The sequence below is a fragment of the Amycolatopsis sp. WAC 04197 genome (genome assembly GCF_003947475.1).
Classification (GTDB): Bacteria; Actinomycetota; Actinomycetes; order Mycobacteriales; family Pseudonocardiaceae; genus Amycolatopsis; species Amycolatopsis japonica.
Map to the genome: position 1 here is coordinate 972,838 of NZ_QHJK01000002.1, position 24,961 is coordinate 997,798.

A 24,961-nucleotide genomic window follows, 5' to 3' on the forward strand; every position below is an offset into this window, starting at 1 on the left:
GGGCCCAGTGTGCGACCTCCACTTAACTGGAGGTCAAGAGAACAGGCCCTCGCCCCAGAAACCGCCTTCGCGCACGCCCGGCGGCACGGCGAAATGAGCGGATCCGGTGTGCTGCAGGTACTCCATCATCGCGTCCTTCGACGACAGCGCCTGCTGCATCGGCACGAACTGCTTGCGCGTGTCCCGGTTGAAGGCGAGGAAGAACAGCCCGGCTTCGAGATGCCCGACACCGTCGGAACCGTCGACGAAGTTGTAGCCGCGTCGCAGGATCCGTGCCCCGTTCAGGTTTTCGTGCGAGGCCAGCCGGACGTGGGAGTCCTCCGGGATCAGCTTCTCGCCGCCGGCGCCGCCGACCTGGAAATCGGGGGTGTCGAATTCGGCGGCCTGGCCCAGCGGCGCGCCCGAGCCCTTCGACCGGCCGACGATCCCTTCCTGCCCCTTCAGCGATTCCCGGTCCCAGGTCTCGATGTGCATCCGGATCCGCCTGGCCACGAGGTACGACCCGCCCGCCATCCACGGCTGCCCGTCTTCGGCCGTCGCCCACACCTGGTCGCGCAGGACGTCGGTCTCCTCGGCCTTGATGTTGCGCGTCCCGTCCTTGAACCCGAAGAGGTTCCGCGGCGTGGCCTGCGCCCGCGACGTCGACGAGCTGCGGCCGAACCCGAGCTGCGACCAGCGCACCGCCGTGACGCCGAAACCCAGCCGCACCAGGTTCCGGATGGCGTGCACCGCCACCTGCGGATCGTCCGCGCAAGCCTGGACGCAGATGTCGCCGCCGCTACGCGCGGGGTCGAGTTTGTCCTGGGGGAACAGGGGGAGATCGATCAGCGCGGCGGGCCTTTTCGAGGCGAGCCCGAACCGGTCGTCGAACAGCGACGGGCCGAAACCGATCGTCAGCGTCAGCGAGGACGCCGCCAGATCGAGTGCCTCGCCGGTGTCGCTCGGCGGGGCGGCGGGGGCGCCACCGACGGCGCCTCCCGTCCCGACCTCCTGGCCCGCGGTCATCCGCCGCGCCGCGTCCGTCCACGTGCGCAGCAGCTTGACCAGCTTTTCGCGATCCTTCGTCGTCACGTCCAGCGCGACGAAATGCAGGTTCTCCTGCACGGGAGTCACGATCCCGGCCTGGTGCTCGCCGTGGAACTCGACGACGCTCTGCGCCGCCTGCGCCGGGCTGTCCCCACCGAGGAGCTGGTTCGCGCCGAAGCCCGCCGCCGCCCCGGTCCCGACCAGGGCGGCGCCCGCGCCCGCCATGCCGAACAGCTTCCGGCGGGTGACCGGGGTGTGCTCCGCGCCGGTCATTGCGCCGCGACCTCGGCGACCTTGCTCAGCGGTTCGCTCAGCGCGTCCACCGCCGACGCGAATTCCTTGACCTGGTCCTGGCTCAGCGTGGTGTACAGCTTGAAGCCGTCGCCTTCACGCTGCTTGTCCAGCAGTGCCTGCACGTTGCCGAACTCCTTGTCCAAAGTGGACACCAAGGCCGGGTCCTTCGCCTGCAGCAGCGGACGCAGCGAGGCGATCGCGGCCTTCGAACCGTCGAGGTTGCCCTGGAAGTCCGAGAGGTCGGTGTGCGAGAACGCCTCCTCCTCGCCGGTGATCTTTCCGGTGGCGATCTCGTCGAGCAGTTCCTTGGCGCCGTTGGCCAGGTCGAGCGCGTTCAGCTCGATCGACGCCGACTTGGTCACCAGTTCTTTGACGTCGGCGAGGAGCTGGTCGGCGATCTGCGGCGAGTCGGCCTGCAGGCCGGTCACCCAGAGATCCTTCTCCAGCCGGTGGAATCCGGTGAACTTCTGGCCCGGTTCGAGGTCTGCCTCGCGCGCGTCGATCTTGGGGTCGAGGTCGCCGAACTTCTCGGCCACCGGCTCGACCCGCTCGAAGTAGACGCGCGTGCGAGCGTACGCGGCCTTCGCCTCGTCGACCTTGCCCGCCTTCACCAGCGCGACGAACTTGGCGGTCTCCTCGTCGAGCGCCTTGGTGTTGTTCGCGACGTACTCCGCGTAGCTCTTGACCGCCTGCGCCTTCTGCGAGTTCGGGTCGTTCTGCTTCGCGCCGCCGCCGGTGACGGTGAAGTCGCCGCGGATGCCGGTGCCGGTCATACCGGGTTTGCACGCGGTCTGGTACTTGCCCGCTTCGGCGACCTCGACGATGAGCCGACGGTTCAGCCCCGGCGCGATGTTCTCGACCTCGCCCATGATCCGGTCGCCCTCGGCGTAGAGGTAGAACTCGGTGACCTTGGTGCCCTTGTTGGTGATCTCGAAGGTCACGTTGCCCGCGTTCGCGGTGGTCGCCGAGACGGCGCAGGCCGAGTCGGAGGCTTCGACCTTGATCGGGCCGCCGGCCGCGGTGGGCGTTTCCTCGCCGCCACCGCAGGCGGTGAGCACGATGGCGCCGACGCCGGCGAGCGCGACGAGCGGGAATCGACGAGACACGAGGTCACTCCTTGATCGCGGCCGCGGCGGGTGCCGTGGCCTTCTTCTTGGGCCTGAGGAACAGCGGCAGCACGATCGCCACGTAGGCGACCCACGCGACGGCCTGCAGGACCGTCGTCTGCTGCGAGTAGTTGAAGATCCCCTTGAGCAGCGCGCCGTACCAGCTGTCCTCCGGCAGGACGGCCGACGCGTCGAACGCGAGCGTGGTCAGCCCGGGCAGGAAGGCGGCCTCCTGCAGGTCGTGCAGGCCGTAGCCGAGGACGCCCGCCGCGACGAACACCAGCAGGACACCGGTGATCGTGAAGAACTTGCCGAGGTCGAACCGGACGGCGCCGCGGTAGATCAGGTACGCCAGCACGACCGCGACGAGGATGCCCGCGCTGAAACCGATCAACGGCTCGGTCGTGCCGCCCTGCGCGGTCTGCACGGTGGAATAGAAGAACACCGCCGTCTCCAGGCCTTCGCGGCCGACGGCGAAGAACGACAGGACGAGCACCGCGACCGGGCCGACGTCGAGCGCTTCGTCGAGCTTTCCGCGCAGTTCCGCGGCGATCGTCCTCGACGCCTTGCGCATCCAGAAGATCATCGCCGTCACGAAACCGACCGCGACGATCGACAGCGTGCCGCCGAGCAGCTCCTGCTGTTCGAAGGTCAGCTGGGCGGTGGAATAGGTGAGGATCGCGCCGACCCCGACCGACAGCGCGACCGCGACGCCGACCCCGAGCCAGACCCAGCGCAGCGCGTGCCGTCGTTCGGTCTTGACCAGGAACGCGACGAGGATGCTGACGACGAGGGCCGCTTCGAGGCCTTCACGCAGGCCGATGAGCGCACTCGCGAACCACACGTCGTTCTCCCTGGTCGTGCCGACTGAACCTCCTGGTTTTAGGTAAGGCTTCCCTGAAAGTCCAGGGGGAGTGACACGGTCCAGAACTGGACGAAACGCATGAAGAGACCTTGATCGGACGGGGTGTTTCGAAGCATTCCCAGGTCAGCGCGAACTCGGTGCTTCAGATAACGAATCGGCCGCCGAGGACCGGTTACCGATTCGCTTTACCGTCAGTTGGCTTCGTAAGCCGAATGGGTCATCGCCCGGAAGTGTGGCGAAGTAACCTGTCCGGGTGGCCGAAACCGCCCAGAGCACCGACGCCCCGGAGCATCCAGCGCGCCCTCTGCCGCCGTACGTCCCCAGGCTCGCCTTCGCGGGCGGGCTCGTGCTCACGGGCGTGGTGCTGATCATGACGGTCGGGGTGAACCGGCCTGCCGGCGAGGAACCGCCTCCGGCACCTCAGCCCCAGCCCGCGCTCGCGGTCCCCGACCAGAAGCCGCAGCCCGGGGTGGCGACGCCGCGTGCCGGGCTCGCCGCGCCGCCCGACCGGCCCACCGTTTCCGACGCGGCCGAATTGGAGACCTGGGCGAAGCGCGTGGCCGCGAAGACCCGGCTCTCCGTCACCGATCTGTCCGCCTACGGCCGGGCCGAGATGTGGCTGCGGCGGCAGAAGCCGGGCTGTCATCTCTCGTGGGCGACCCTCGCCGGAATCTCCCACGTCGAGACGGCGCAGGGCAGGCCCGGTCCGATCACGCTCCCGCCCGAGATCTGGGCCAAGCACTCCGCCCGGGCCAGGAGCGACGGCAAACAGCCGGATCCGAAGGACCTCGACGACGCAGCCTTCGCCACCGCCCGCTACCTCTGCGCCGCCGGCGACGACGTCGCCACCCCGGACGGCTGGTGGAAGTCGATGCGGGTGTTCAACCCCGCGGTGCCCTACGTCCAGGAAGTGTTCAGCGCGGCCGACACCTACGCGGACGCCAGCGTCGCGCCCTGATCTTCGAGCACCAGATCGAAGTTGAGCGCCGCCGCCATCCGGTAGGCGTCGCCCGCCGCGACGACGAGCTGCGCCATCGGATCGACGACGTTCCCCGCCGCCCAGACACCGTCGACGTTCGTGCGGCCCTGTGCGTCCACCGCGATCGAGCCCGTTTCGGTACGGGCGCAGCCGACCTGGGCGAGCAGCCGGTCGTGCGGGACGAACTTCGGGCCGACGAACACGACGTCGCGTTCGACGAATTCGCCGTCGGCGAGCCGGACGCCGGTCAGCCGGTCGTTTTCGACGGCGAGCTCGGACACCTTCCCGTCGACGATCCGGACGCCCAGCCCGGTCAGCTTCGCCCGGTCTTCGGCCGAGAGCTGCTGGGTATGCGTGAAGAAGGTCAAGTCCTTGCTCCACTGCCAGACGATCAGCGCCTGGTGGACCGACTTCTCGGACGTGGCGAGCACGCCGAACCGCTGGTCGCGCACCTCCCAGCCGTGGCAATACGGGCAGTGCAGCACGTCGGCGCCGAAGCGCTCCGCGACGCCGGGGACGTCCGGCAGTTCGTCGGCCAGCCCGGTGGTCACCACGATCCGCCGTCCGCCGACGACCCGCCCGCTCGCCAGTTCCACCGCCTTGTCGTGGCGCAGCCGGTGGACGACGTCGTCGATGATTTCGACGCCGTACGCGCGGACTTCGTCACGCCCTATCTCCAGTAGTTCTTTGGGTGGAATGCCGTCCCTGGTCAGGAAACCGTGTGCGTGCGCGGCGGGCGCGTTGCGCGGGGTGCCGCCGTCGATCACGGCCACCTTGCGCCGCGCCCTGCCCAGTACCAATGCCGCGCTGAGGCCCGCGACGCCACCACCGATGATCACCACGTCGAATTCTTCGCTCATGGTCCCGAGCATCCGGATCTCCGCGAAAGTTGGCAAAGTTCATTGCCGATTTGGCAAACTGGAGACATGGAGGACATCGAACGGCGGCTCGCCGAGGTCGGCCCGAAACTCAAGGCCCTTCGCAAGGAACGCGGTACCACCCTCTCCGCGCTTTCGGAGGCGACGGGGATCTCCGCCAGCACGCTCTCGCGGCTCGAATCGGGCACGCGGAAGGCCACGCTGGAGCTGCTGCTCACGCTGTCGGCGGCGCATCAGGTCCCGCTCGACGAACTGGTCGGCGAACCCGAACCCGCCGATCCGCGGGTCCGGATGAAGGCACAGAAGTTCGGCCGGTTCACCGCGTGGGCGCTGACCGCGCAGCCCGGGCAACCGCAGGCGTTCAAACTGCTGATCCCGGTCGAGGACATCGAGCCGGTGCAGCGCACCCATGAGGGCTACGAATGGATGTACGTCCTCAGTGGACGGTTGCGGGCGTTGCTCGGCGATCGCGACTTCACGATGGGGCCCGGCGAGGCCGCCGAGTTCGACACTCGGGTGCCGCACTGGTTCGGCAGCGCGGGGCCGGGACCGGTGGAGCTGCTGGTGCTGTTCGGCAAGCAGGGCGAACGGGCGCATCTGCGGGCCAGGTCGAAATGAGAGCAAAGGTCCCTTGCTCCCCGGCGGCTCAGTCGCGCAACGCGATCCGCGCGCTGACCTCGCTGATCGCCTCCAGATACTCCGGGATCGGATGCATCGCCGACGCGATCCGCATCTGCGCGAGCGCCTCGGTCAACCGGCCGAGGCGCTGGAGGGTCCGTCCGAGTACGAACCGCGCGTAATGATCGGTGGGATCCAGCTCCAGCACCCGGGTGAAGGCACGCTCCGCCCGCCGCAACTGTGCGGAGTGGAAGTACGCGCGGCCCGCCAGCAACTGAACACTCGGTTTGTCGGTTTCGTGTTCCAGCAAGGGCTCGAGTGCCTTGAGGGCGTCGAGCGGCCTCCGGCTTTCGACCAGCGCCTCAGCCTGTCGGAAGGCGCGGAACCGTGACTCGCCGGACGGGTCCGGGCCGGGTTCTGGGGCGGGTTCGGCATCCATCATGGTCCGCTCCACGATACGCCTGGGCAGGGCCGATCTCGACTGCTGAAACGGTCATGGTGGACTGTCCTGCCATGAGCAGTACCGAAGCGGATAGGCCCGAAAACGAGCCCGGATACCTCGGGCTCGCGCCGTACCTCTACTACGCCGACGCCACCGAGGCGGTCGCGTGGCTGGTCAGAGTGTTCGGGTTCACCGAGGAAGTGCGCTTCGCCGACGGCTCGGGAGAGGTGTTCCAGGCCACGCTGTGCGCCGGTCCGGCCAAGATCCAGCTGGCCGGGGTCGGCCCCGAGTACTGGCAGGCCAAGGGCGTCGACGGCCCGGTCGGGCAGCTGAACATCGTCTACGTCGCCGACGCCGACGCGCAGTACGAGCGGGTCCGCGCCGCGCTGGGCGACGACGCCGACATCGACGCGCCCCAGGACCAGCCGTACGGCGCCCGCGTGTTCACCGTCTCTGACATCGGCGGCAACAGCTGGACCTTCTGGCAGCAGTTCTCCGACACGGTCGAGCTCCCGTCGGGCTGGAAGGAAGTCCGGGCGGACGAACCAGCCGAGGAATAGGTCTGGTCAGGCGCGATGTGGCGCGTGCCTCCAACGGGTGAACTGCGGTGACGGCTAGGCTGGGCCCGGTCACCGCAGGCACAACCCACATGAGGAGCATGGCGTGGCGCTCATCGAGCAGGTAGGCGCTCGCGAGATTCTGGACTCGCGAGGCAACCCGACGGTCGAAGTGGAGGTGGCTCTCGACGACGGCACGCTGGCGCGGGCCGCGGTCCCCTCGGGTGCGTCCACCGGCGAACACGAAGCCGTCGAGCTGCGTGACGGCGACACCGGCCGGTACAACGGCAAGGGTGTCGAGCGCGCGGTCGCGGCCGTCCTGGACGAGATCGGCCCGGACCTGGTCGGCACCGACGCCGTCGACCAGCGCATCGTCGACCAGAAGCTGGTCGACCTCGACGGCACGCCGGCGAAGTCCCGCCTCGGCGCGAACGCCATCCTCGGTGTTTCGCTCGCCGTCGCGAAGGCCGCCGCGGAGTCGGCCGAGCTGGAGCTCTTCCGCTACCTCGGCGGGCCGAACGCGCACGTGCTGCCGGTGCCGATGCTGAACATCCTCAACGGTGGCGCGCACGCCGACACCGATGTCGACATCCAGGAATTCATGATCGCGCCGATCGGCGCCGAGTCGTTCCGCGAGGCCCTGCGCTGGGGCACCGAGGTCTACCACTCGCTGAAGTCGGTCCTGAAGGGCCGCGGCCTGGCGACCGGCCTCGGTGACGAAGGCGGTTTCGCGCCCAGCCTGAAGAACAACCGCGAAGCGCTCGACCTGATCCTTCAGGCGATCGAAAAGGCCGGGTACGCCCCGGGCCGCGACGTCGCGCTCGCGCTCGACGTCGCCGCGACGGAGTTCTTCTCCGACGGCGCGTACACCTTCGAAGGCGCGAAGAAGAGCGCCGAGCAGATGTCCGCCTACTACGGCGAGCTCGTCCGCGACTACCCGCTCGTGTCCATCGAGGACCCGCTGAGCGAGGACGACTGGGACGGCTGGGTCCAGCTGACCACCGAGATCGGCGAGAAGGTCCAGCTGGTCGGCGACGACCTGTTCGTCACCAACCCGGACCGCCTCGAAGAGGGCATCACCCGCCGCGCCGCCAACGCGCTGCTGGTGAAGGTCAACCAGATCGGCACCCTGTCGGAGACCCTCGACGCGATCTCGCTGGCCACCTCCTACGGCTACAAGTCGATGATGAGCCACCGGTCCGGCGAGACCGAGGACACCTTCATCGCCGACCTCGCCGTCGCGACCGGTGTCGGCCAGATCAAGACCGGCGCCCCGGCGCGCGGCGAGCGGATCGCCAAGTACAACCAGCTGCTCCGCATCGAGGAGACCCTCGCCGACGCGGCTCGCTATGCCGGCGACCTCGCGTTCCCGCGGTTCAGCCCGGAGGGGTAATCAGCCATGGCGGACCGGGGGAGGGCGCGGACGACGACCCGTCGTAGCGGCGGGCGCGCGGGCGGTGGCGGCTCCAGCAGGGGTCGCCGGCCGGAGCGTGCCCGTCGCACGACGACGACGGAGGTCCGCGCCCGAACCCGGCTGCGCCGCAGCCTGGCGGCGAAACGGGCATCGGGTGCCGCGAAGGTGCTCGGCATGTCCACCACCCGCCGGGCCGCGGTGGTGGCGATCGTGGTGTGCGCGCTCGCGTTCACCATCGCCGTCCCGCTGCGCACGTACCTCAGCCAGAAGTCCGAGGTGAACGAACAGCAGCAGCTGCAGTCCGAACTGCAGCGCAGCGTCACCCAGCTGGAAGGCCGCAAGGCCGAGCTGAGCGACCCGGCGCAGATCGAGGCCGAGGCCCGTAAGCGGTTCGGTTTCGTGAAGCCCGGCGAGACGCCGTACATCGTGCAGCTCCCCGAGGACAAGGCGCCCGAGCAGGGACAGCCGCAAGGCCAGCAGCCGGTGCCCGCGGGCTCCTGGTACGAGAAGCTGTGGGATCAGGTCGCGGGCGGCTGAAGCACTCCCTTTAGCCTTAGGGATGTGAACAGCACGGAAAAGTCTTCCTTCGAGCCCGTGACCGACGCCGACCGCGAGATCATCGCGGAACAGCTCGGCCGGGCACCCCGTGCGCTGCGCGCCGTCGCCGCGCGCTGCCCGAGCGGCCACCCGTCGGTCGTGCAGACCAGCCCCCGCCTCGACGACGGCACGCCGTTCCCCACGCTCTACTACTTGACCTGCCCGAAGCTGACGTCGATGGTCGGCACGCTCGAAGCGTCCGGGCTGATGAAGGAGATGACCGACCGGCTCGCGGAGGACCCCGAGCTGGCGGCCGCCTACCAGCGGACCCACGAGAGCTACCTCGCCGAACGCGACGCCATCGACCCGCTCGGTCACGAGGTCAGCGCGGGCGGAATGCCCGGCCGCGTCAAATGCCTGCACGTCCACCTCGCGCACACGCTCGCCGTCGGCCCCGGCGTGAACCCGTTCGGCGACGAAACCCTCGCGCTGCTCAAGGCGAACGGATGGCCATCGGGCGACTGCCAGGGGTAACACCGGCCGCCGATGTACAGATAGTTCCTCCAGGTGGGTTAATTCACCCGATGTCGGCCAACTGGTCGTCCTCAATGGGGTGAAACCGGTCACCGCATGCGGCAGGCTGGATACCAGTCGTGGGTTTGTCGGGGTGGGTTTACCGGATCACCGAGTCGTGATCCGCCGGGGAGGGTTCAGGGGTATGCGCGTGAGGCAGGTGCCAGGCGCGGTCTCCGGTCATGTCCGGAGACTTTGTCTCCGGCACCGCACGATCGCCGCGGTGGCCGGAGGTGTCCTCGCCATCGTCCCGGCCGGTGCCGCGGTCGTCGGTACCGGCAGCTGGGCCGCGACGGCGAGCACGATCCACACCGACAACGTCGCCCTCGTCGGCGGCTACGACCCCAAGAACCCGCTGGTCCAGCAGATCGGTGTCGACGGCAGCCTGCCGAACGCGCCGACCCCGCTCCCGCTCCCCGCGGACGAACTCCCCAACGGACCGCTCGGCATCCCGGTCACCGCGCTCGCCGCGTACCGCAACGCCGCCGACATCCTCATCGCCGAACAGCCCGGCTGTCATATCGACTGGGCGCTGATCGCGAGTATCGGCCGCATCGAGTCCAACCACGCGCGCGGCGGTTACGTCGACGCGAAGGGCAACACCCTCGAACCGATCCTGGGCCCGCAGCTCAACGGCGCCGGCCCGTTCGCGGCCATCCCGGACACCGACGGCGGGAAGTTCGACGGCGACACGGTCTGGGATCGCGCCGTCGGCCCGACGCAGTTCATCCCGTCGACCTGGGCCCGCTACGCCTCCGACGGCAACGGCGACGGCGAATCCAATCCGAACAACATCTTCGACGCGGCGCTGGGCACGGGCCGGTACCTGTGCTCCGGCGGCCTCGATCTGTCGAAACCGGATCAGTTGCGCGCGGCCGTGTTCCGCTACAACAACTCGGACACCTATGTGAACACCGTGCTGATCTGGGCCGAGGCCTACCGCACGGGGGTGCTGCCGACGCCGGACAGCAAGGTGCCCATCGGCGCGCCGAACGCCGGTGCCGCGCCGCCGCCCGTGTCGGTGCCGCCGCCTCCGGTGCCGTCGACACCACCCGGTTCGGTGACGCCGCCGCCGTCGACCTCGCTGCCGCCGAGCAATTCGGGTTCGCCGTCGTCGTCGAAGCCTGCAACCACTTCGAATACATCCACTCCGCCTTCGTCGACTTCTCTGCCGCCCTGCCCGACAGAGAGCCCGTCTTCGACTCCGCCGAGCACGTCCCAGAGCCCCACGGCGACGCCGACGTGTACACCTCCGCCGAGTTCGGAAGGGTCGACCAGCGGCAAGCCCACCTGATCGGCATTGACTACGCTGGCGTCATGCCTCGTGTTGCCGCGATCGACTGTGGGACCAACTCCATCCGCCTGCTCGTCGCCGAGCTGACCCCCCGCCACGACGGGACGGTCGACCTGCGCGACCTGCACCGTGAGATGCGGATCGTCCGCCTCGGCCAGGGTGTGGACGCCACCGGCAAGCTGGCGCCCGAGGCGCTCGAGCGCACCCGCAAGGCGCTGGCCGATTACACGATCGCCGCACGCCGCAAGGGTGTCGAGAAGGTCCGCATGGTCGCGACGTCCGCGACCCGTGACGCGAGCAACCGCGACGAGTTCTTCGCGATGACGCGCGAGGTGCTCGGCACCGAGGCCGAGGTCATCAGCGGCGACGAAGAGGCGCGCCTTTCTTTCACCGGCGCCGTCGGTGAGCAGGATCCCGACGACGGCCCCTTCGTGGTGGTCGACGTCGGCGGCGGCTCGACCGAACTCGTGGTCGGCACCTGGGACGGCCGCCAGGCGGAGGTCATCGCGGCCAAATCGGTCGACATCGGCTGTGTGCGGATCACCGAACGCGCGCTGAAGTCGGACCCGCCGACCGCGGCCGAGATCGCCGAAGCCCGCGAGCTGGCCGCGAAGGTGCTCACTGAGGCCTTCGACGTCGTGGACGTGTCCACCGCCAAGACGTGGATCGGCGTCGCCGGGACGGTCACGACCCTGACCGCCGTGGCGCAGGGCCTGTCGGAGTACGACTCCGCGCGCACGCACCTTTCGAAGCTCTCCCATGCCGACATCGACCGGGTCGCGCAGTCGCTTCTCACGGCCGACCACGCCACCCGCGCCGCGAACCCGGTGATCCACCCGGGGCGGGTCGACGTGATCGGCGGCGGCTCGGTGATCGTGCAGGTGCTGGCGGAGCAGTTCGCCACGCGCGGTGGTCCCGACGAGCTGGTGATCTCCGAGCACGACATCCTCGACGGGATCGCGCTGTCCTTGGCTTGACAGTCGGGTTTTCTCTTACGTGAAGCCATTTCTTTAGGTGATCAAGTGGTGACCTCCAGCCAGGATTGGGCCATTCGGCGCAGCGTCGTTCCTACCAACGTTGTGCTCTAACCGGGTGGTCCGGGAGACCGTCACACATTTGCAACACCAACGCACTGTGATCGCCTTCACCTGTCCCATAGCGTCGTCTCACCTTCTGGGCGGTAGGGCGCGACCAGCGCCCGCCGACAATCCGACGACGAGAGTTGGAGGGGACATGCGGGCTTCACGCGGGTTCTGGGGAGCGACGGCGGTGGTGGCCACGGCGGCCCTGCTGCTGACGGCCTGTGGGGGTGGTGGGTCCGGTGAGAACAAGGGATCCGGCGCCACCGACGCCAACGCGTCGGTTTCGGTCTACGGCACCGAGCCGGAGAACTCGCTGATTCCCGCCAACACCAACGAGCTCGGCGGGTCCAAGGCCCTCAAGCCGGTCTTCTCGGCGCTGGTCGGCTACAAATCCGACACCGCCGAGCCGTACAACCTGATGGCCGAATCGATCAACACGACCGATTCCAAGGTCTTCGACATCAAGATCAAAAAGGGCTGGAAGTTCCACGACGGGACCGAAGTCAAGGCCAAGAACTTCGTCGACGCCTGGAACTACAGCGCGAACGGCAAGAACGGCATGCAGAACGCGTCGTTCTTCGAGCAGATCCAGGGCTACGACGAGATCAGCGCCAAGGAACCGGCCGTCAAGGAGATGTCCGGGCTCAAGGTCGTGAACGACTACGAGTTCCAGGTCACCCTCAAGGGCCCGTTCTCGGTGTTCGCCACCAAGATCGGTTACCTCGCCTTCGCGCCGCTGCCGGACAAGTTCTTCGCCGACCCGGAGGCGTTCGCCAAGGCCCCGATCGGCAACGGCCCGCTGAAGTTCGTTTCGCGCACTCCCAACCAGAACATGAAGCTCACGCGGTACGACGAGTACCAGGGCGAGGACAAGGTCAAGTTCAAGGACCTGGAAGTCCGCATCTACACCAGCCAGGAGACCGCGTACCAGGATCTGCTGAGCAACCGCCTCGACTTCATGGAGGCGCTTCCGCCGGCGGCGAAGGCCGGCGGCAAGTACAAGACCGACCTCGGTGAGCGTCTGGTCGAAGGGAAGCTGCTCGGCATCAGCGCGCTCGCCCTTCCGTACTACGTCCCGGGTTACAACAACCTCGACCTGCGCAAGGCGATCTCGCTGGCCATCGATCGCGAGCAGATCGTCAAGACCGTCATGAACGACACCTACGCGCCCGCCGACGGCTACGTGTCGCGCGGTATCGAGGGCTACCGGCCCGGCGTCTGCGGCGAGTTCTGCAAGTTCGATCCGGTGAAGGCCAAGGAGTTCTTCGCGAAGTCCGGTTTCACCGGCAAGCTGACCATCGCGTCGAACGCCGACGGTGGCCGCAAGGAGCCGCTGGTCGCGGCGTGCAACAGCATCAAGAACGCGCTCGGCGTCGAATGCGACTTCGTGCCGGCGACCGACTTCGGACAGTGGCGCAGCATCGTCAACAACCGCCAGCTGACCGGTATGGGCCGCTCCGACTGGTCCGCCGACTACCCGTCGATCGAGAACTACCTGAACCCGCGCTACAAGAGCACCGGTTCGTCGAACGACTCCACGTACAACAACCCGGCCGTCGACGCGCTGCTGACCCAGGCTGACCAGACCGCCGACAAGGCGGCCGCGATCAAGCTGTACCAGCAGGCCGAGGACCTGATCGCGAAGGATCTGCCGCAGATCCCCGTGTGGGAAGAGAAGGGTGTCGGCGGCAAATCGAACCGGCTCAAGGTCGCGAAGCTCGACTTCGGTCGTCTCGCGGACTACTCGTCCATCGAGGTCGCGGCGAAGTAATCGCGTGGTCGTGCCGGCCGGGAGCGCACCGCTCCCGGCCGGCCGGACCCACGGCTCCCACCACGCGATCCCCAGGACGGCACGCCCATGCCCCAGTACATCCTTCGACGACTACTTCAACTCATCCCGGTCTTCTTCGGCACGACTTTCCTCATCTACGCCCTCGTGTGGGCGGTGCCCGGTGACCCGTTCGCCGGCAAATGCGGCCAGGTCGCCTGCCCGCCCGCCTACATCGAGATGATGACGGCGAAGTTCAACCTCGACGATTCGATCTTCGTCCAGTACTTCAAATACCTCGGCAACCTGTTCACCGGCGACTGGGGCGAGACCTTCAACGGTGTCTCGGTCGGCGAGCTGATCGGCAACGCCTATCCGGTGACCGTCCGGCTCGCCCTCATCGCGGTGGCCATCGAAGCGATCATCGGCCTGTCCGCGGGCATCCTGACCGGCCTGCGCGGCAAGGGTTTCCTCGACAACCTCGTGCTGATGTCCACCACGTTCCTGATCTCGATCCCGGTGTTCGTGACCGCGATCGTGCTGCAGATCGTCCTCGGTTCGGAACTGGGCATCATCGACGCGAGCGTGTCCGAGGACGCCACGATCGGCGAACTGATCGTGCCCGGAATCGCGCTCGGCAGCCTTTCCATGGCCTACATAGCCCGGCTGACCAGAACGAGTATCGCGGAGAACCGGCACGCCGACTACGTCCGCACGGCCGTCGCGAAAGGACAGCCGCGCAGCCGGGTCGTCGGTGTGCACCTGCTCCGGAACTCGGTGATCCCGGTGCTGACCTTCATCGGTACCGACATCGGCGCGCTCATGGGCGGGGCCATCGTCACCGAAGGCGTGTTCAACATCAACGGCATCGGCGGGCTCATCTTCCGCGGTATCCAGAACCGGGAGGGCGCCACCGTCACCGGTGTCGTCGTCCTGCTGGTGATGGTCTACCTGCTGGTGAGTCTCATCGTCGACCTGCTCTACGCCGTTCTCGACCCGAGGATCCGTTATGACTGACCCCAATGTGGCCGGCGGGGTGTCCTCTGTGGACGTCGCGAGCGCCGGTGTCGCCGACGACTCCGCGCAGGCGCACAAGCCGCGCAGCCTCGGCGGCGACGCCTGGCGGATGCTGCGCAAGCGGCCGTCGTTCATCATCTCCGCCGTCATCATCGCGCTCGTCGTGCTCATCGCGATCGCGCCCGACCTGTTCAGCTCCCGGCCCGCCGGGTTCAGCGATCTGCTTCACGCCAACGAAGGACCGTCCGCGGACGCCTGGTTCGGTTACGACAACCAGGGTTACGACGTCTACGCGCGGACCATCCACGGCGCGCGGGCGTCGCTGCTGGTCGGTGTCTTCGCGACGATCCTGACGATCCTGATCGGTTCGGTGGTCGGGATCGTCGCCGGGTACTACGGCCGTCTCGTCGACAGCCTGTTCTCGCGGGTGGGCGACATCTTCGCGGCGCTGCCGTTCGTGCTCGGCGCGATCGTCATCCTGACCACGTTCAACGCGCCCGGCTCGAATCCCGGCGTGGTCACCATCATCGTGCAGGTGGTCGTCTCGATCGCCGCGCTGAGCTGGCCGGTGGCGATGCGCATCATGCGGTCGGCGACGCTGGTGGCCAAACAGCTCGACTACGTCAAGGCCGCGCGCGGTCTCGGCGCGAGCACGCCGCGCATCGTGTTCCGGCATCTGCTGCCCAACACGGTCGCGCCGGTGCTGGTCTACGGGACCATCGCGCTCGGCGCGTTCATCGGCGCGGAAGCGACACTGGCGTATCTCGGTGTCGGCGTGCGGCCGCCGGTCGTCTCGTGGGGCGTGATGATCAGCGACGCGCGGGACTACTTCCGGGTGAATCCGCACATGCTGTTGTTCCCCGCCGGGTTCGTGACCATCACCGTGCTCGCTTTCGTCATGCTCGGTGACGGGATCCGCGACGCGCTCGACCCGAAGGCCCGGTGATCGGCCGTGACCGACGAATTGCTGCTGGAAGTGGAAGACCTCCACGTCGAATTCCGTACCTCCGACGGAGTCGCGACCGTGCTCAACGGGGTCGACTACTCCGTGCACGCCGGGGAAACCCTTGCCGTGCTGGGAGAATCGGGCTCCGGTAAAAGTGTCACGGCGCAGACGGTGATGGGCATTCTCGACAGCCCGCCCGCCGTCGTCACCGGCGGCGCGGTCCGGTACCGCGGCGAGGATCTGCTCACCGCCACCGAAGAGCGGCGGCGTGAAGTGCGGGGCGGGGAGATCGCGATGATCTTCCAGGACGCGCTGTCGGCGTTGAATCCCGTGTTCACCGTGGGCTTCCAGATCGAAGAACAGCTGCGGGTCCGGCTCGGTATGTCCAAAAAGGACGCACGCAAACGGGCGATCGAACTGCTCGACATCGTGCGCATCCCGGCGGCCGCCCGCCGCGTCCGCGAGTATCCGCACCAGTTCTCCGGCGGGATGCGGCAGCGCGCGATGATCGCCATGTCGCTCGCGCTCGACCCGGATCTGCTGATCGCGGACGAGCCGACGACCGCGCTCGACGTCACCGTGCAGGCCCAGATCATGGACCTGCTGGCGGAGATCCAGGCCGAACGGCGGATGGGGCTGATCCTGATCACCCACGACCTGGCGGTGGTCGCCGAGGTCGCCGACCGGATCGCGGTGATGTACGCGGGCCGGATCGTCGAACAGGCCGACGTCGCCGAGTTGTTCCGCTCGCCGGGGCATCCCTACACCGAGGCGCTGATGGCCTCGCTGCCGCGGCTCGACCTCAAAGGACAGACGCTGGAGACCATCAAGGGCCTGCCGCCGAGCCTGCTGAACGTGCCGCCCGGCTGCCCGTTCCATCCGCGCTGCCCGCGGGCGGAAAGCCGGTGCGAGACCGAACGGCCCGCCCTGCACAGTCTCGGTTTCGGCCGGGTCAGCGCCTGCCACTTCGCCGACGAGGTGGTGAGCGGCCGTGTCTGAGCCCATTCTGCGGGTCGAGAACCTGGTGAAGTACTTCCCGGTGCGGGCGGGGATCCTCTTCAAACGCACCATCGGGCACGTGAAGGCCGTCGACGGAGTCTCCTTCGACCTGATGCCGGGGGAAACACTCGGCGTCGTGGGGGAGTCCGGCTGTGGCAAGTCCACGCTGGCCCAGGTGCTGATGCGACTGGAGGAACCCACGGGCGGGCTCGCGACCTTCGAAGGTCGCGACATCTTCGCGTTGCGGGGAGCGGAACTGCGGAGGCTGCGGCGCGAAATCCAGATCGTGCTGCAGGATCCGTACACCTCGCTGAACCCGAGGATGACGGTCGGCGACATCATCGGCGAACCCTTCGAAATCCACACCGAGGTGGCGCCGAAGGGGTCGCGGGCGGCGAAGGTGCGAGAGCTGCTCGACGTCGTCGGGTTGAACCCGGAGCACATCAACCGCTACCCGCACCAATTCTCCGGCGGGCAGCGTCAGCGCATCGGGATCGCGCGGGCGCTGGCGTTGCGGCCGAAGGTCATCATCTGCGACGAACCCGTTTCCGCGCTGGACGTTTCGATCCAGGCGCAGGTGATGAACCTGCTCGGTGAACTGCAGAAGGAATTCGGCCTTTCCTATGTGTTCATCGCACACGATCTGTCCGTTGTCCGTCACCTTTCCACGCGAGTCGCGGTGATGTATCTCGGCAAGATCGTGGAAATGGGGACGGAAGAGGAGATCTACGAACATCCGTCGCATCCGTATACGCAGGCGCTGTTGTCCGCGGTGCCGGTCGCGGATCCGGCGTTACGCGGGCAGCGTCAGGTGATCCGCCTGGAAGGCGACGTGCCGAGCCCGCTGGATCCGCCATCCGGCTGCCGGTTCCGCACGCGGTGCTGGAAGGCGCAGGACATTTGCGCGGATCAGGAACCCGAATTGATCACCCGGTCCGGTGGGCATTTGTCCGCCTGTCATTTCGCGGAGGAGAAAACCGTCGTCCCCTGACTTTCGTAGGGACTTCGTTGATACGTGATGGACAGCTGACGTAGTTTGCACGAATAGCATTCTTCAGGAGGCAGGAAGTGAAAAAGCCAAGATCTCTCGTGATCGCGCTCGCGGTACCGCTGTTCGGTGCAATCGTGGCCGCGCCGACGGCTTCCGCGCAGCCGCAGCTTTCCGGTGCGGCGACCGAATTCTCCGTACTGGCCCGTGAAGGCCAGAGCGTGGCCTCGGTGGAAAGGGCGATCCGCGCGGCCGGGGGCACCGTCGTGACGAGCAACGCCGCGGTCGGCCTGATCACCGCGACCGCGCCCGCCAACGGTTTCGCCGAGCGGGTCTCCGCGGACCGCGCGGTTTTCGGTGCCGCCAAGGCGAAGGCGATCGGCACCGCGCCGAAACAGGGCAAGGCGAAGGTCAAGCCGGGTGTCGTCGAGAAGGAGGGCCGGGGCGCCGCGTCGGCCAAGAAGCCGGTGCAGGCGAACGCCGTCGGCATGGACCCGCTCGACGATCAGCTCTGGGGCCTCAAATCCGTCCGGTCGGACCTTTCGCGTACCAAGCAGCCGGGTGACAAACGGGTGAAGGTCGGCGTCATCGACACCGGTGTCGACGGCAGCCACCCGGACATCGCGCCGAACTTCGACCGTGCCGCGTCGCGGAACTTCACGAAGGACATCGTCTCCGACGTGAACGGCGGCGTCGTCGACGGACCGTGTGAATTCCGCGGTTGTGTCGACCCGGTGGATCACGACGACAACGGCCACGGCACGCACGTCGCCGGCACCATCGGCGCCGCCGCGAACGGTTTCGGTGTCTCGGGCGTCGCCCCGAACGTGACGCTGGTGAACCTCCGCGCCGGGCAGGACTCGGGCTTCTTCTTCCTGCAGCCGACCGTGGACGCGATCACCTACGCCGGCGACGCCGGTGTGGACGTCGTGAACATGAGCTTCTTCACGGACCCGTGGCTGTACAACTGCACCGCGAACCCCGCGGACACGCCCGAGCAGCAGGCCGAGCAGCGCACCATCATCGAGGCGACGACCCGCGCGCTGAACTATGCACACCGCAAGGGTGTCACCCAGGTCGTCTCGCTGGGCAACCAGCACAGCGACCTGGCCGCCCCGCAGCCGGACGCGTCGAGCCCGGGCTACCCGTCGAACAGCACGCACCCGCGGCAGATCGACAACGCGAGCTGCCTCTCTCTGCCCATCGAAGGCCCGCACACGATCGGCGTCTCGTCCTTCGGCCCGTCGCAGGCGAAGGCGGACTACTCGAACTATGGGACCGAGCAGATCTCGGTGTCCGCGCCCGGTGGTTACTTCCGTGACTACTACGGCACCCCGTGGTTCCGCACGGTCGAGAACCAGATCCTCTCGACCTACCCGCGCAACGTCGGTGTCGCCGAAGGCATGATCGACGCGGACGGGAACGTCACGCCCGACGGTGTCACCGCCGGTGTCAAGAAGGCGACCGCCGCCGACGGGCGCGTCGGCTACTACCAGTGGCTGCAGGGGACGTCGATGGCGTCGCCGCACGCGACCGGTGTCGCGGCGCTGATCGTTTCGCAGTACGGCAAGGGTTCGCGCGACTTCGGGATGAACCCCGATGCCGTGCAGCGGGTGCTCGAGGGCACGGCTTCGGACATCGCCTGCCCGACGCCGCGGACCGTCGATTACCTGAAGGAAGGCCGGGACGCGTCGTTCACCGCGACCTGCACCGGTGATGCTTCGTTCAACGGCTTCTACGGTCATGGTGCCGTTGACGCCTGGTCGGCCGTGACGCGCGGTTCGGAGTTCCTGCGCGGCTGATCTTCGGTTCCTGGGCGTCGCTTCGATACGTGTCGCCTGGTTTGCGTGTCATGAAAGGGTCGTTCAGGACGTTTTATGTCCTGAACGACCCTTTCATGACATCGGGGCAGGATCAGGCCGACCGTTTCCGAGCTGGGGTGACGGTCACCGGCGGCCTCGGTCGAGCGGACGCCCATTTGCGCGCTGCCCTCAGGTCACGGATCACGCCTTGAGGATCGGAGCGCAACTTGCTCGGCAGTGTCTGCACCACGACGATTCCGCTTGCCGTGTAGCGGTTGTTTCGCTCCACGGTCTTCGCGAAGAGCGCGCCCTTCTGGTGGAACTCCCAAGAATCGACCTCCCATGCCATGGCGACTTCGTCGTCCCAGAAATCGGACATCGCGATGAACCGGCCGTTGTGGTCGAAGACCTTGACGTTGCACATCGGTTCGGGAAGGCCGGCACTTCGCCAGAGCGCGACGGCGTCGAGCTCGGGCACGGAGCGAACGTCGTCCGTCAGTCTGCGCAACACTGATCTCGGCAGCGCGGTACCTCTCCGGCTACCGGAGTCCAGCTCGGTCACGAGATCGTGATGGTCGCACAGACCTGATTCAAGAGCTTCGAGCAAGGTGGCACTCACCAGGTCGAAGTCACGTACGCGACGGAGACCGTCCAAAACCGCCCGACTCGGCGGAGCGACAGGTACGCCGCCGAGGACTACCGGTTCGGGAAAGTGCTTCGTTCGTTCGACGATCGTGAAGTTCGCGCTCGTGAACTTGTGGCCCTCCGGGACGAGCACATGAACCGCTCGGGTTTTGAGCGTCGCTGACAGCCCGTAGAAACGCAGTGCCTCGAACCCGGTCACCATGCCTCGGTGATCGCAGTGCAGCAGGGCTGCTTCGATGCGTTGGCGAGCCGTCGGAGGTGTTCGGGACAAGAGCACGATCCCTGGCAACAAATGTGTCCATGGACCGCCGGGTTGGCATCTGCGATAGGTCGTGCGCTGGGGCACGCCCAGCTGTTCGAGCCGCCAAGCCGTGATCACGCCGTGGCTGCTGTGCTCGAGTAGTAGGGACTGGGTCAGGAGGAGCTTTGAATTGGTCATGTCGGGAATGATCGGCCCGACCTCCGACAGAATCCGCCACGGATATGTCATGAAAGGGCCGTTCAGGACATAAAACGTCCTGAACGGCCCTTTCATGACACTTCTGGCGCGTCTCCGGCTACTTTCCCGAAGCGGCCTTGATGAACTTCGCCAGGTCCTTCGCCTGCCGCACCCGCGACTCCTCGTGCACGTACATCATGTGCCCGGCCGGGTAGTACGCCGTGTCGATGTTCTCCCGCAGTTCCTCGGGAATCTGAAGCCGCGCCAGCACGTGCTCCGACGCGAAGTACGGCGTCGCGCCATCGTAGTGACCGAAGGCGACGTGCACCCGAAGGTGCGGGTTCGCCCGCATGGCCGAGGCGAGCGAGTCCACAGAGGACACCGAGCGACCCTCGAAGTCCGAGTACGACCAGGCCTTGAAGACGTCCGTCGAGAGGATCTCGTAAGGCAGGTCATTCTCGTAGCCGAGCTCTGCCCGCACGTAGTGGTTGAGCCCGCCCGTGTAAGCGCCGATGATCCGCGAGATCGAAGGATCGTCGCTCATGTGCTCACGGCCGCCGTCGGGCTCCCAGGTGGTGAACCGGCCGTCCATCCGCCCGACGACCAGCCCCTTGTCCCGCAGCAGTTCGGTGAAGTACCGCACGTGCTCGATCCGCAGGTTGACCCGGTCCACATAGGACTCGCTCAGTCCGGTCAGCGAAGCGAGCGTCGCCACCGCTTCCGCGCGGTCCTGTGTGGACAGACGGGCACCGCGGGCGAGGGCCCAGGGGAGTTCCTTGGCCGCGAAGTCCTCGGCGTCGGCGAGGACGTCGTCGAGCGGCCGGTCGCCGTGGAGACCGTGGTAGTGCGCGATCGCCGCGTACGTCGGCACGTAGAGCGAGTACGGCAGGTCGTTGCCCTCGGTGAACCGCAGCGTTCCCAGGTCCAGCACGGACGAGATCAGCAGGAGCCCGTTGAAGTACATCCCGTGGCGTTCCTGCAGATGCGACGCCAGCCCGGCCGCGCGGAGCGTTCCGTACGACTCGCCGGCCAGGAACTTCGGCGACAGCCAGCGCTGTTTGCGCGAGACCCACAGCCGGATGATCTCGCCGATGGACTCGATGTCGGCGGTGTATCCGTGGTACTCCTTGGCCGCCTCGCCGTCCACGGCGCGGGAATAGCCGGTCGACACCGGGTCGATGAACACCAGGTCGCTGTGCGCCAGCAGGGTTTCCTGGTTGTCGGTCAGCCCGTAGGGCGGCGCGACCGGGTCGTCGACATCGCCGGAAAGCACGCGGCGCGGGCCGAGCAGGCCCATGTGCAGCCAGACACTCGCCGAGCCGGGCCCGCCGTTGAACGCGAACGTGACCGGCCGCGAACCAGGCTCCGCGTCGTCGAGCGTGTAGGCGGTCAGGAACACCTCGGCCTTGGCCTTGTGGCCTTCGGACTTGCCGTCGGTGATGACCTCCTTCCGCAGCACGATCCGCCCGGTCTGGGCGGTGTACGCGAGCTTCTTGCGCTTGAGCGTCAGCGTGTGCTTCGTGGTGACCAGGTCGTCGGTCGGCTCGACCTTGGTTTCCACCGACGGGGTGTCCTTCTCGTCGGTGGCCTTCGAATCGGGATTCGTGTCCGGCATGCCTCCAACTTACTGGCAGTCTGTAGGAGTGGACATCGTCACGGCGCATGATCGCCCGAGCACGCCAGCGCAGGCGATCGAGATCCAGGAAACCCTGCGTGGCCTGGTCGATCTCGAAGACCGCTGTCCACAAGAGATCGTCACGGTCACCGGGCTGGACGTCGCGTACGACGAGGCCAGCGGCCTGATCGCCGCGGCCGCCGTCACCCTCGAAACCTCCGGATTCCGCGTCGTGGAAAAGCGATCGGTCGTCTCCCGGGTTTCGTTCCCGTACGAACCGGGCCTTTTCGCGTTTCGCGAGCTTCCTCCGCTGCTCGACGCCCTCCGCGCGCTCGATCACGTCCCGGATCTGCTGGTCTGCGACGGGCACGGCCTGGCGCACCCGCGCCGATTCGGGCTCGCCTGCCACGTCGGCGTCGTGACCGGCCTGCCGTCCATCGGGGTCGGCAAGACCCGGTTCATCGGTGAACACGACGAACCCGGCGGCACCCGTGGCTCGCGGGCACCCCTGCTGGACGAGGGCGAAGTCGTCGGCTCGGTCCTGCGCACCCAGGACGACGTGAAGCCCGTTTACGTCTCCGTCGGCCACAAGATCTCGCTGGAGAACGCGTGCCGCCAGGTGCTGCGGCTGGCACCGTCGTTCCGTCAGCCGGAGACGACCCGGCACGCCGACCGCCTCGCCCGAGACACCCTGAAAGAAGCGTTATGAGGTTCCGTTCGCTCGCCGAACTCGACGCCGAGGTCGTGGACTGCCGTGCCTGCCCTCGGCTGGTCGCCTGGCGCGAGGAGATCGCCGTGGTCAAACGGGCGGCGTTCGCCGGCGAGACCTACTGGGCCCGGCCGGTACCCGGCTTCGGACCGCCGGACGCGTCACTGGCCATCGTCGGCCTGGCCCCCTCCGCGCACGGCGCGAACCGGACCGGCCGCCTGTTCACCGGCGACCCGTCCGGTGACGTTCTCTTCAAGGCGCTTCACCGGGTCGGGGTGGCGTCGCAGCCGACGTCGACCCATATAGGTGACGGGCTCGAGCTGCGGGGCACCCGGATGGTCTCCCCGGTGAGATGCGCGCCACCCGCCAACAAGCCCACACCTGAGGAACGGGAGACCTGCCGATCGTGGCTCGCGGCCGAACTCGCGTTGCTGAAGCCGACGCTGAAGGCCGTCGTGGTACTCGGCGCGTTCGGCTGGCAGGCGTTGCTTCCGGTGCTCGCGGAGGCGGGCTGGCCGGTGCCCGCGCCACGCCCGAAGTTCGGTCACGGGGTGGAAGTGGAACTCGGCGACCTGCGCCTTTTCGGCTGTTACCACGTGTCGCAGCGCAATGTCCAGACCGGCCGCCTGACGCTTGACATGGTGTGCGACGTCCTGGCCTCCGCGACCTCGGCGGCCGGCCTGAACTGAATCGGTGCGGAAACCGTGGCGACGCTGGTCACAGCCGGATGGGGTCTGCGAGCGATCTCAGCAGATGGGTGCGACTATAGGAATATGGCTGGTGTTAAGTCGGAACCGACACGGATCCTCGTCCTTGGTGGTGGGTACGTCGGGCTCTACACGGCGTACGGGCTCCAGAAGATGCTCCGGGCCAACGAAGCGTCCGTGACGGTCGTTGATCCGCAGCCGCACATGACCTATGCCCCCTTCCTGCCCGAGGCGGCGGCCGGTGCGATCGAACCGCGGCACGTGGTCGTGCCGCTGAGGCGCGTGCTCAAGCGCTGCCACGTGCTCACCGCGCGCGTGACGAAGATCGAGCACGAGCGCAAAGCCGTGACGGTCGAGGCCGCCGACGGGCACGTCGAGCAGCTGAACTACGACGTACTCGTGGTCGCGCTCGGCGCCGTCGCGCGCATCCTGCCGATCCCGGGCCTGGTCGAAGAGGGTATCGCCTTCAAGACCATCGGCGAGGCGATCTACCTGCGCAACCACGTCATGACGAAGCTGGACGAGGCCGCCAGCACGCTCGATCCCGAGCAGCGCAAGCGCCTGCTGACGTTCACCGTCGTCGGCGGCGGGTTCGCCGGTATCGAAGCGCTCGCCGAGCTCGAGGACATGACCCGGTTCGCGGTGGAGAACTACTACCCGAACCTCAAGGTCGAGGACATCCGCTGGGTGCTCGTCGAGGCCGCCGGGCGGATCCTCCCCGAGGTGCGCGAGACGCTCGGTGTGTACACCGTCGAGCAGCTCGAGAAGCGCGGCATCGAAGTCTATTTGTCGACAGCCGCGAAGTCGTTCGAGAACGGCCACGTCGTGCTCTCGGACGGCACCGAATTCGACACCGACACGATCATCTGGACCGCCGGTGTGAAGGCGAACCCGGTGCTCGCCAGCTCGGACCTGCCGCTGGACAAGCGCGGCCGGGTCGAGGCCACCGCCGCGATGCAGGTCGTCGGGCACCCCGACGTCTGGACCGCCGGTGACAACGCCGCCGTGCCGGACCTCTCGCGTACCGAGCAGGACCCGACCGCGACCTGCCCGCCGAACGCGCAGCATGCCGTGCGCCAGGCGCGGCTGCTGTCGAAGAACATCATCAAGGTGATCCGCGGCGGCAAGCCGAAGGACTACTACCACAAGAACCTGGGTGCGGTGGCCAGCCTCGGCCTGCACAAGGGTGTCGCCGACGCGCTGAACCTGAAGATCAAGGGCTTCCCGGCCTGGCTCTTCCACCGCGCGTACCACCTCAAGGCGATGCCGACGTGGAATCGCAAGATCCGCATCCTGTTCGACTGGATGCTCGGTGGCCTGTTCCGGCGCGAGGTCATCTCGCTCGGCCAGATCAACAACCCGCGCGAGGAATTCGACCGGCTGTCGAAGTCCTGACTTCGTAGGTCCGTGAAGGCCCCCTTCCCTACGCTCAAGGTAGGAAAGGAGGCCTTCACGGCGTTCGCGCTCCGGCTCTACCGGCTCCGCGAGGAGCTCAGGCTCCGTTGGCTCGAATATCGGCGTACTGAAGCGGCGAGCTGACAGGGATCGCCTAGGCTGTCGGTGCCCCGGTAGCCCAACTGGCAGAGGCAGTCGACTTAAAATCGACACAGTGCGGGTTCGATCCCCGTCCGGGGCACGAACGGCGTTCCGGACCTGAAGTG

Annotated in this window: 24 protein-coding genes and 1 tRNA gene; 18 read left to right on the forward strand and 7 right to left on the reverse strand. The window is 67.5% G+C overall.

The window, feature by feature from the left end:
- Positions 1 to 33 precede the first annotated feature (33 nt).
- The 3 genes from efeB to efeU are packed head-to-tail and all read right to left on the reverse strand — an operon-like array spanning position 34 to position 3,270.
- Positions 34 to 1,299, reverse strand: coding sequence for an iron uptake transporter deferrochelatase/peroxidase subunit (gene efeB / locus DMC64_RS11945; RefSeq protein WP_125733518.1), 1,266 nt, complete (start codon positions 1,297 to 1,299; stop codon positions 34 to 36).
- Positions 1,296 to 2,426: an iron uptake system protein EfeO gene (efeO, locus tag DMC64_RS11950; protein ID WP_125733519.1), complete on the reverse strand. Its 1,131-nt coding sequence runs from the start codon at positions 2,424 to 2,426 to the stop codon at positions 1,296 to 1,298. The genes efeB and efeO overlap by 4 nt, the downstream gene beginning before the upstream one ends.
- Positions 2,427 to 2,430: 4 nt before the next feature.
- Positions 2,431 to 3,270 (reverse strand): iron uptake transporter permease EfeU, encoded by an 840-nt coding sequence (gene efeU, locus DMC64_RS11955; protein ID WP_037340711.1) that lies wholly within the window; start codon positions 3,268 to 3,270, stop codon positions 2,431 to 2,433.
- 274 nt (positions 3,271 to 3,544) lie between these two features.
- On the opposite strand from efeU, the gene DMC64_RS11960 reads away from it, so the two are divergent.
- Positions 3,545 to 4,249 carry a murein transglycosylase gene (locus DMC64_RS11960; RefSeq protein WP_125733520.1) on the forward strand — a complete coding sequence of 235 codons (705 nt, stop codon included), beginning with the start codon at positions 3,545 to 3,547 and terminating at the stop codon, positions 4,247 to 4,249.
- Here DMC64_RS11960 and DMC64_RS11965 read toward each other — a convergent pair.
- Positions 4,222 to 5,142: an NAD(P)/FAD-dependent oxidoreductase gene (locus tag DMC64_RS11965; protein WP_125733521.1), complete on the reverse strand. Its 921-nt coding sequence runs from the start codon at positions 5,140 to 5,142 to the stop codon at positions 4,222 to 4,224. The genes DMC64_RS11960 and DMC64_RS11965 overlap by 28 nt on opposite strands.
- A gap of 54 nt (positions 5,143 to 5,196) precedes the next feature.
- Here DMC64_RS11965 and DMC64_RS11970 point away from each other — a divergent pair, with 54 nt between their 5' ends.
- On the forward strand, positions 5,197 to 5,766 hold the full coding sequence (locus DMC64_RS11970) for a helix-turn-helix domain-containing protein (RefSeq protein ID WP_007028810.1): 570 nt from the start codon (positions 5,197 to 5,199) through the stop codon (positions 5,764 to 5,766).
- Between the two features lie 28 nt (positions 5,767 to 5,794).
- Here DMC64_RS11970 and DMC64_RS11975 read toward each other — a convergent pair whose 3' ends face one another.
- Positions 5,795 to 6,208 carry a tetratricopeptide repeat protein gene (locus DMC64_RS11975; RefSeq protein ID WP_016337278.1) on the reverse strand — a complete coding sequence of 138 codons (414 nt, stop codon included), beginning with the start codon at positions 6,206 to 6,208 and terminating at the stop codon, positions 5,795 to 5,797.
- Positions 6,209 to 6,279: 71 nt separating this feature from the next.
- Here DMC64_RS11975 and DMC64_RS11980 point away from each other — a divergent pair, with 71 nt between their 5' ends.
- From DMC64_RS11980 to DMC64_RS12035, 12 genes are all read left to right on the forward strand, one after another.
- Positions 6,280 to 6,768: a glyoxalase/bleomycin resistance/extradiol dioxygenase family protein gene (locus tag DMC64_RS11980; protein ID WP_125733522.1), complete on the forward strand. Its 489-nt coding sequence runs from the start codon at positions 6,280 to 6,282 to the stop codon at positions 6,766 to 6,768.
- A 103-nt stretch (positions 6,769 to 6,871) separates the two neighbouring features.
- Positions 6,872 to 8,158, forward strand: coding sequence for a phosphopyruvate hydratase (gene eno / locus DMC64_RS11985; RefSeq protein ID WP_016337276.1), 1,287 nt, complete (start codon positions 6,872 to 6,874; stop codon positions 8,156 to 8,158).
- 195 nt (positions 8,159 to 8,353) lie between these two features.
- Positions 8,354 to 8,716: a septum formation initiator family protein gene (locus DMC64_RS11990; protein ID WP_123799156.1), complete on the forward strand. Its 363-nt coding sequence runs from the start codon at positions 8,354 to 8,356 to the stop codon at positions 8,714 to 8,716.
- Between the two features lie 24 nt (positions 8,717 to 8,740).
- Positions 8,741 to 9,250, forward strand: coding sequence for a DUF501 domain-containing protein (locus DMC64_RS11995; protein ID WP_125733523.1), 510 nt, complete (start codon positions 8,741 to 8,743; stop codon positions 9,248 to 9,250).
- Between the two features lie 184 nt (positions 9,251 to 9,434).
- A complete protein-coding gene (locus DMC64_RS12000; protein ID WP_125733524.1) occupies positions 9,435 to 10,583 on the forward strand; it encodes a lytic transglycosylase domain-containing protein in 1,149 nt (382 codons plus the stop codon).
- Between the two features lie 23 nt (positions 10,584 to 10,606).
- Positions 10,607 to 11,560: a Ppx/GppA phosphatase family protein gene (locus DMC64_RS12005; RefSeq protein ID WP_125733525.1), complete on the forward strand. Its 954-nt coding sequence runs from the start codon at positions 10,607 to 10,609 to the stop codon at positions 11,558 to 11,560.
- 256 nt (positions 11,561 to 11,816) lie between these two features.
- Positions 11,817 to 13,436 carry an ABC transporter substrate-binding protein gene (locus tag DMC64_RS12010; RefSeq protein WP_016337271.1) on the forward strand — a complete coding sequence of 540 codons (1,620 nt, stop codon included), beginning with the start codon at positions 11,817 to 11,819 and terminating at the stop codon, positions 13,434 to 13,436.
- 87 nt (positions 13,437 to 13,523) lie between these two features.
- On the forward strand, positions 13,524 to 14,450 hold the full coding sequence (locus DMC64_RS12015; protein ID WP_016337270.1) for an ABC transporter permease: 927 nt from the start codon (positions 13,524 to 13,526) through the stop codon (positions 14,448 to 14,450).
- Positions 14,443 to 15,396, forward strand: a complete 954-nt coding sequence (locus DMC64_RS12020) for an ABC transporter permease (RefSeq protein WP_037340726.1) — start codon at positions 14,443 to 14,445, stop codon at positions 15,394 to 15,396. The genes DMC64_RS12015 and DMC64_RS12020 overlap by 8 nt, the downstream gene beginning before the upstream one ends.
- A gap of 6 nt (positions 15,397 to 15,402) precedes the next feature.
- A complete protein-coding gene (locus tag DMC64_RS12025; protein WP_016337268.1) occupies positions 15,403 to 16,395 on the forward strand; it encodes an ABC transporter ATP-binding protein in 993 nt (330 codons plus the stop codon).
- Entirely contained in the window at positions 16,388 to 17,386 is a 999-nt protein-coding gene (locus tag DMC64_RS12030; RefSeq protein ID WP_037340729.1) for an ABC transporter ATP-binding protein, read from the forward strand. The genes DMC64_RS12025 and DMC64_RS12030 overlap by 8 nt, the downstream gene beginning before the upstream one ends.
- Positions 17,387 to 17,463: 77 nt before the next feature.
- Positions 17,464 to 19,185 (forward strand): S8 family serine peptidase, encoded by a 1,722-nt coding sequence (locus DMC64_RS12035; RefSeq protein WP_125733526.1) that lies wholly within the window; start codon positions 17,464 to 17,466, stop codon positions 19,183 to 19,185.
- Between the two features lie 112 nt (positions 19,186 to 19,297).
- Here DMC64_RS12035 and DMC64_RS12040 read toward each other — a convergent pair whose 3' ends face one another.
- Together DMC64_RS12040 and DMC64_RS12045 are read right to left on the reverse strand one after the other, a co-directional pair.
- On the reverse strand, positions 19,298 to 20,365 hold the full coding sequence (locus DMC64_RS12040) for a hypothetical protein (protein WP_233629628.1): 1,068 nt from the start codon (positions 20,363 to 20,365) through the stop codon (positions 19,298 to 19,300).
- A gap of 22 nt (positions 20,366 to 20,387) precedes the next feature.
- Positions 20,388 to 21,884, reverse strand: coding sequence for a S10 family peptidase (locus DMC64_RS12045; RefSeq protein ID WP_037340732.1), 1,497 nt, complete (start codon positions 21,882 to 21,884; stop codon positions 20,388 to 20,390).
- A 28-nt stretch (positions 21,885 to 21,912) separates the two neighbouring features.
- On the opposite strand from DMC64_RS12045, the gene DMC64_RS12050 reads away from it, so the two are divergent.
- From DMC64_RS12050 to DMC64_RS12065, 4 genes are all read left to right on the forward strand, one after another.
- Positions 21,913 to 22,593: an endonuclease V gene (locus tag DMC64_RS12050; protein ID WP_125733527.1), complete on the forward strand. Its 681-nt coding sequence runs from the start codon at positions 21,913 to 21,915 to the stop codon at positions 22,591 to 22,593.
- Positions 22,590 to 23,282, forward strand: coding sequence for a uracil-DNA glycosylase (locus DMC64_RS12055; RefSeq protein ID WP_016337262.1), 693 nt, complete (start codon positions 22,590 to 22,592; stop codon positions 23,280 to 23,282). The genes DMC64_RS12050 and DMC64_RS12055 overlap by 4 nt, the downstream gene beginning before the upstream one ends.
- Before the next feature lie 84 nt (positions 23,283 to 23,366).
- Positions 23,367 to 24,695, forward strand: coding sequence for an NAD(P)/FAD-dependent oxidoreductase (locus DMC64_RS12060; protein ID WP_005155795.1), 1,329 nt, complete (start codon positions 23,367 to 23,369; stop codon positions 24,693 to 24,695).
- Positions 24,696 to 24,862: 167 nt separating this feature from the next.
- Positions 24,863 to 24,936: transfer RNA gene (locus DMC64_RS12065), tRNA-Leu, on the forward strand.
- Positions 24,937 to 24,961 lie beyond the last annotated feature (25 nt).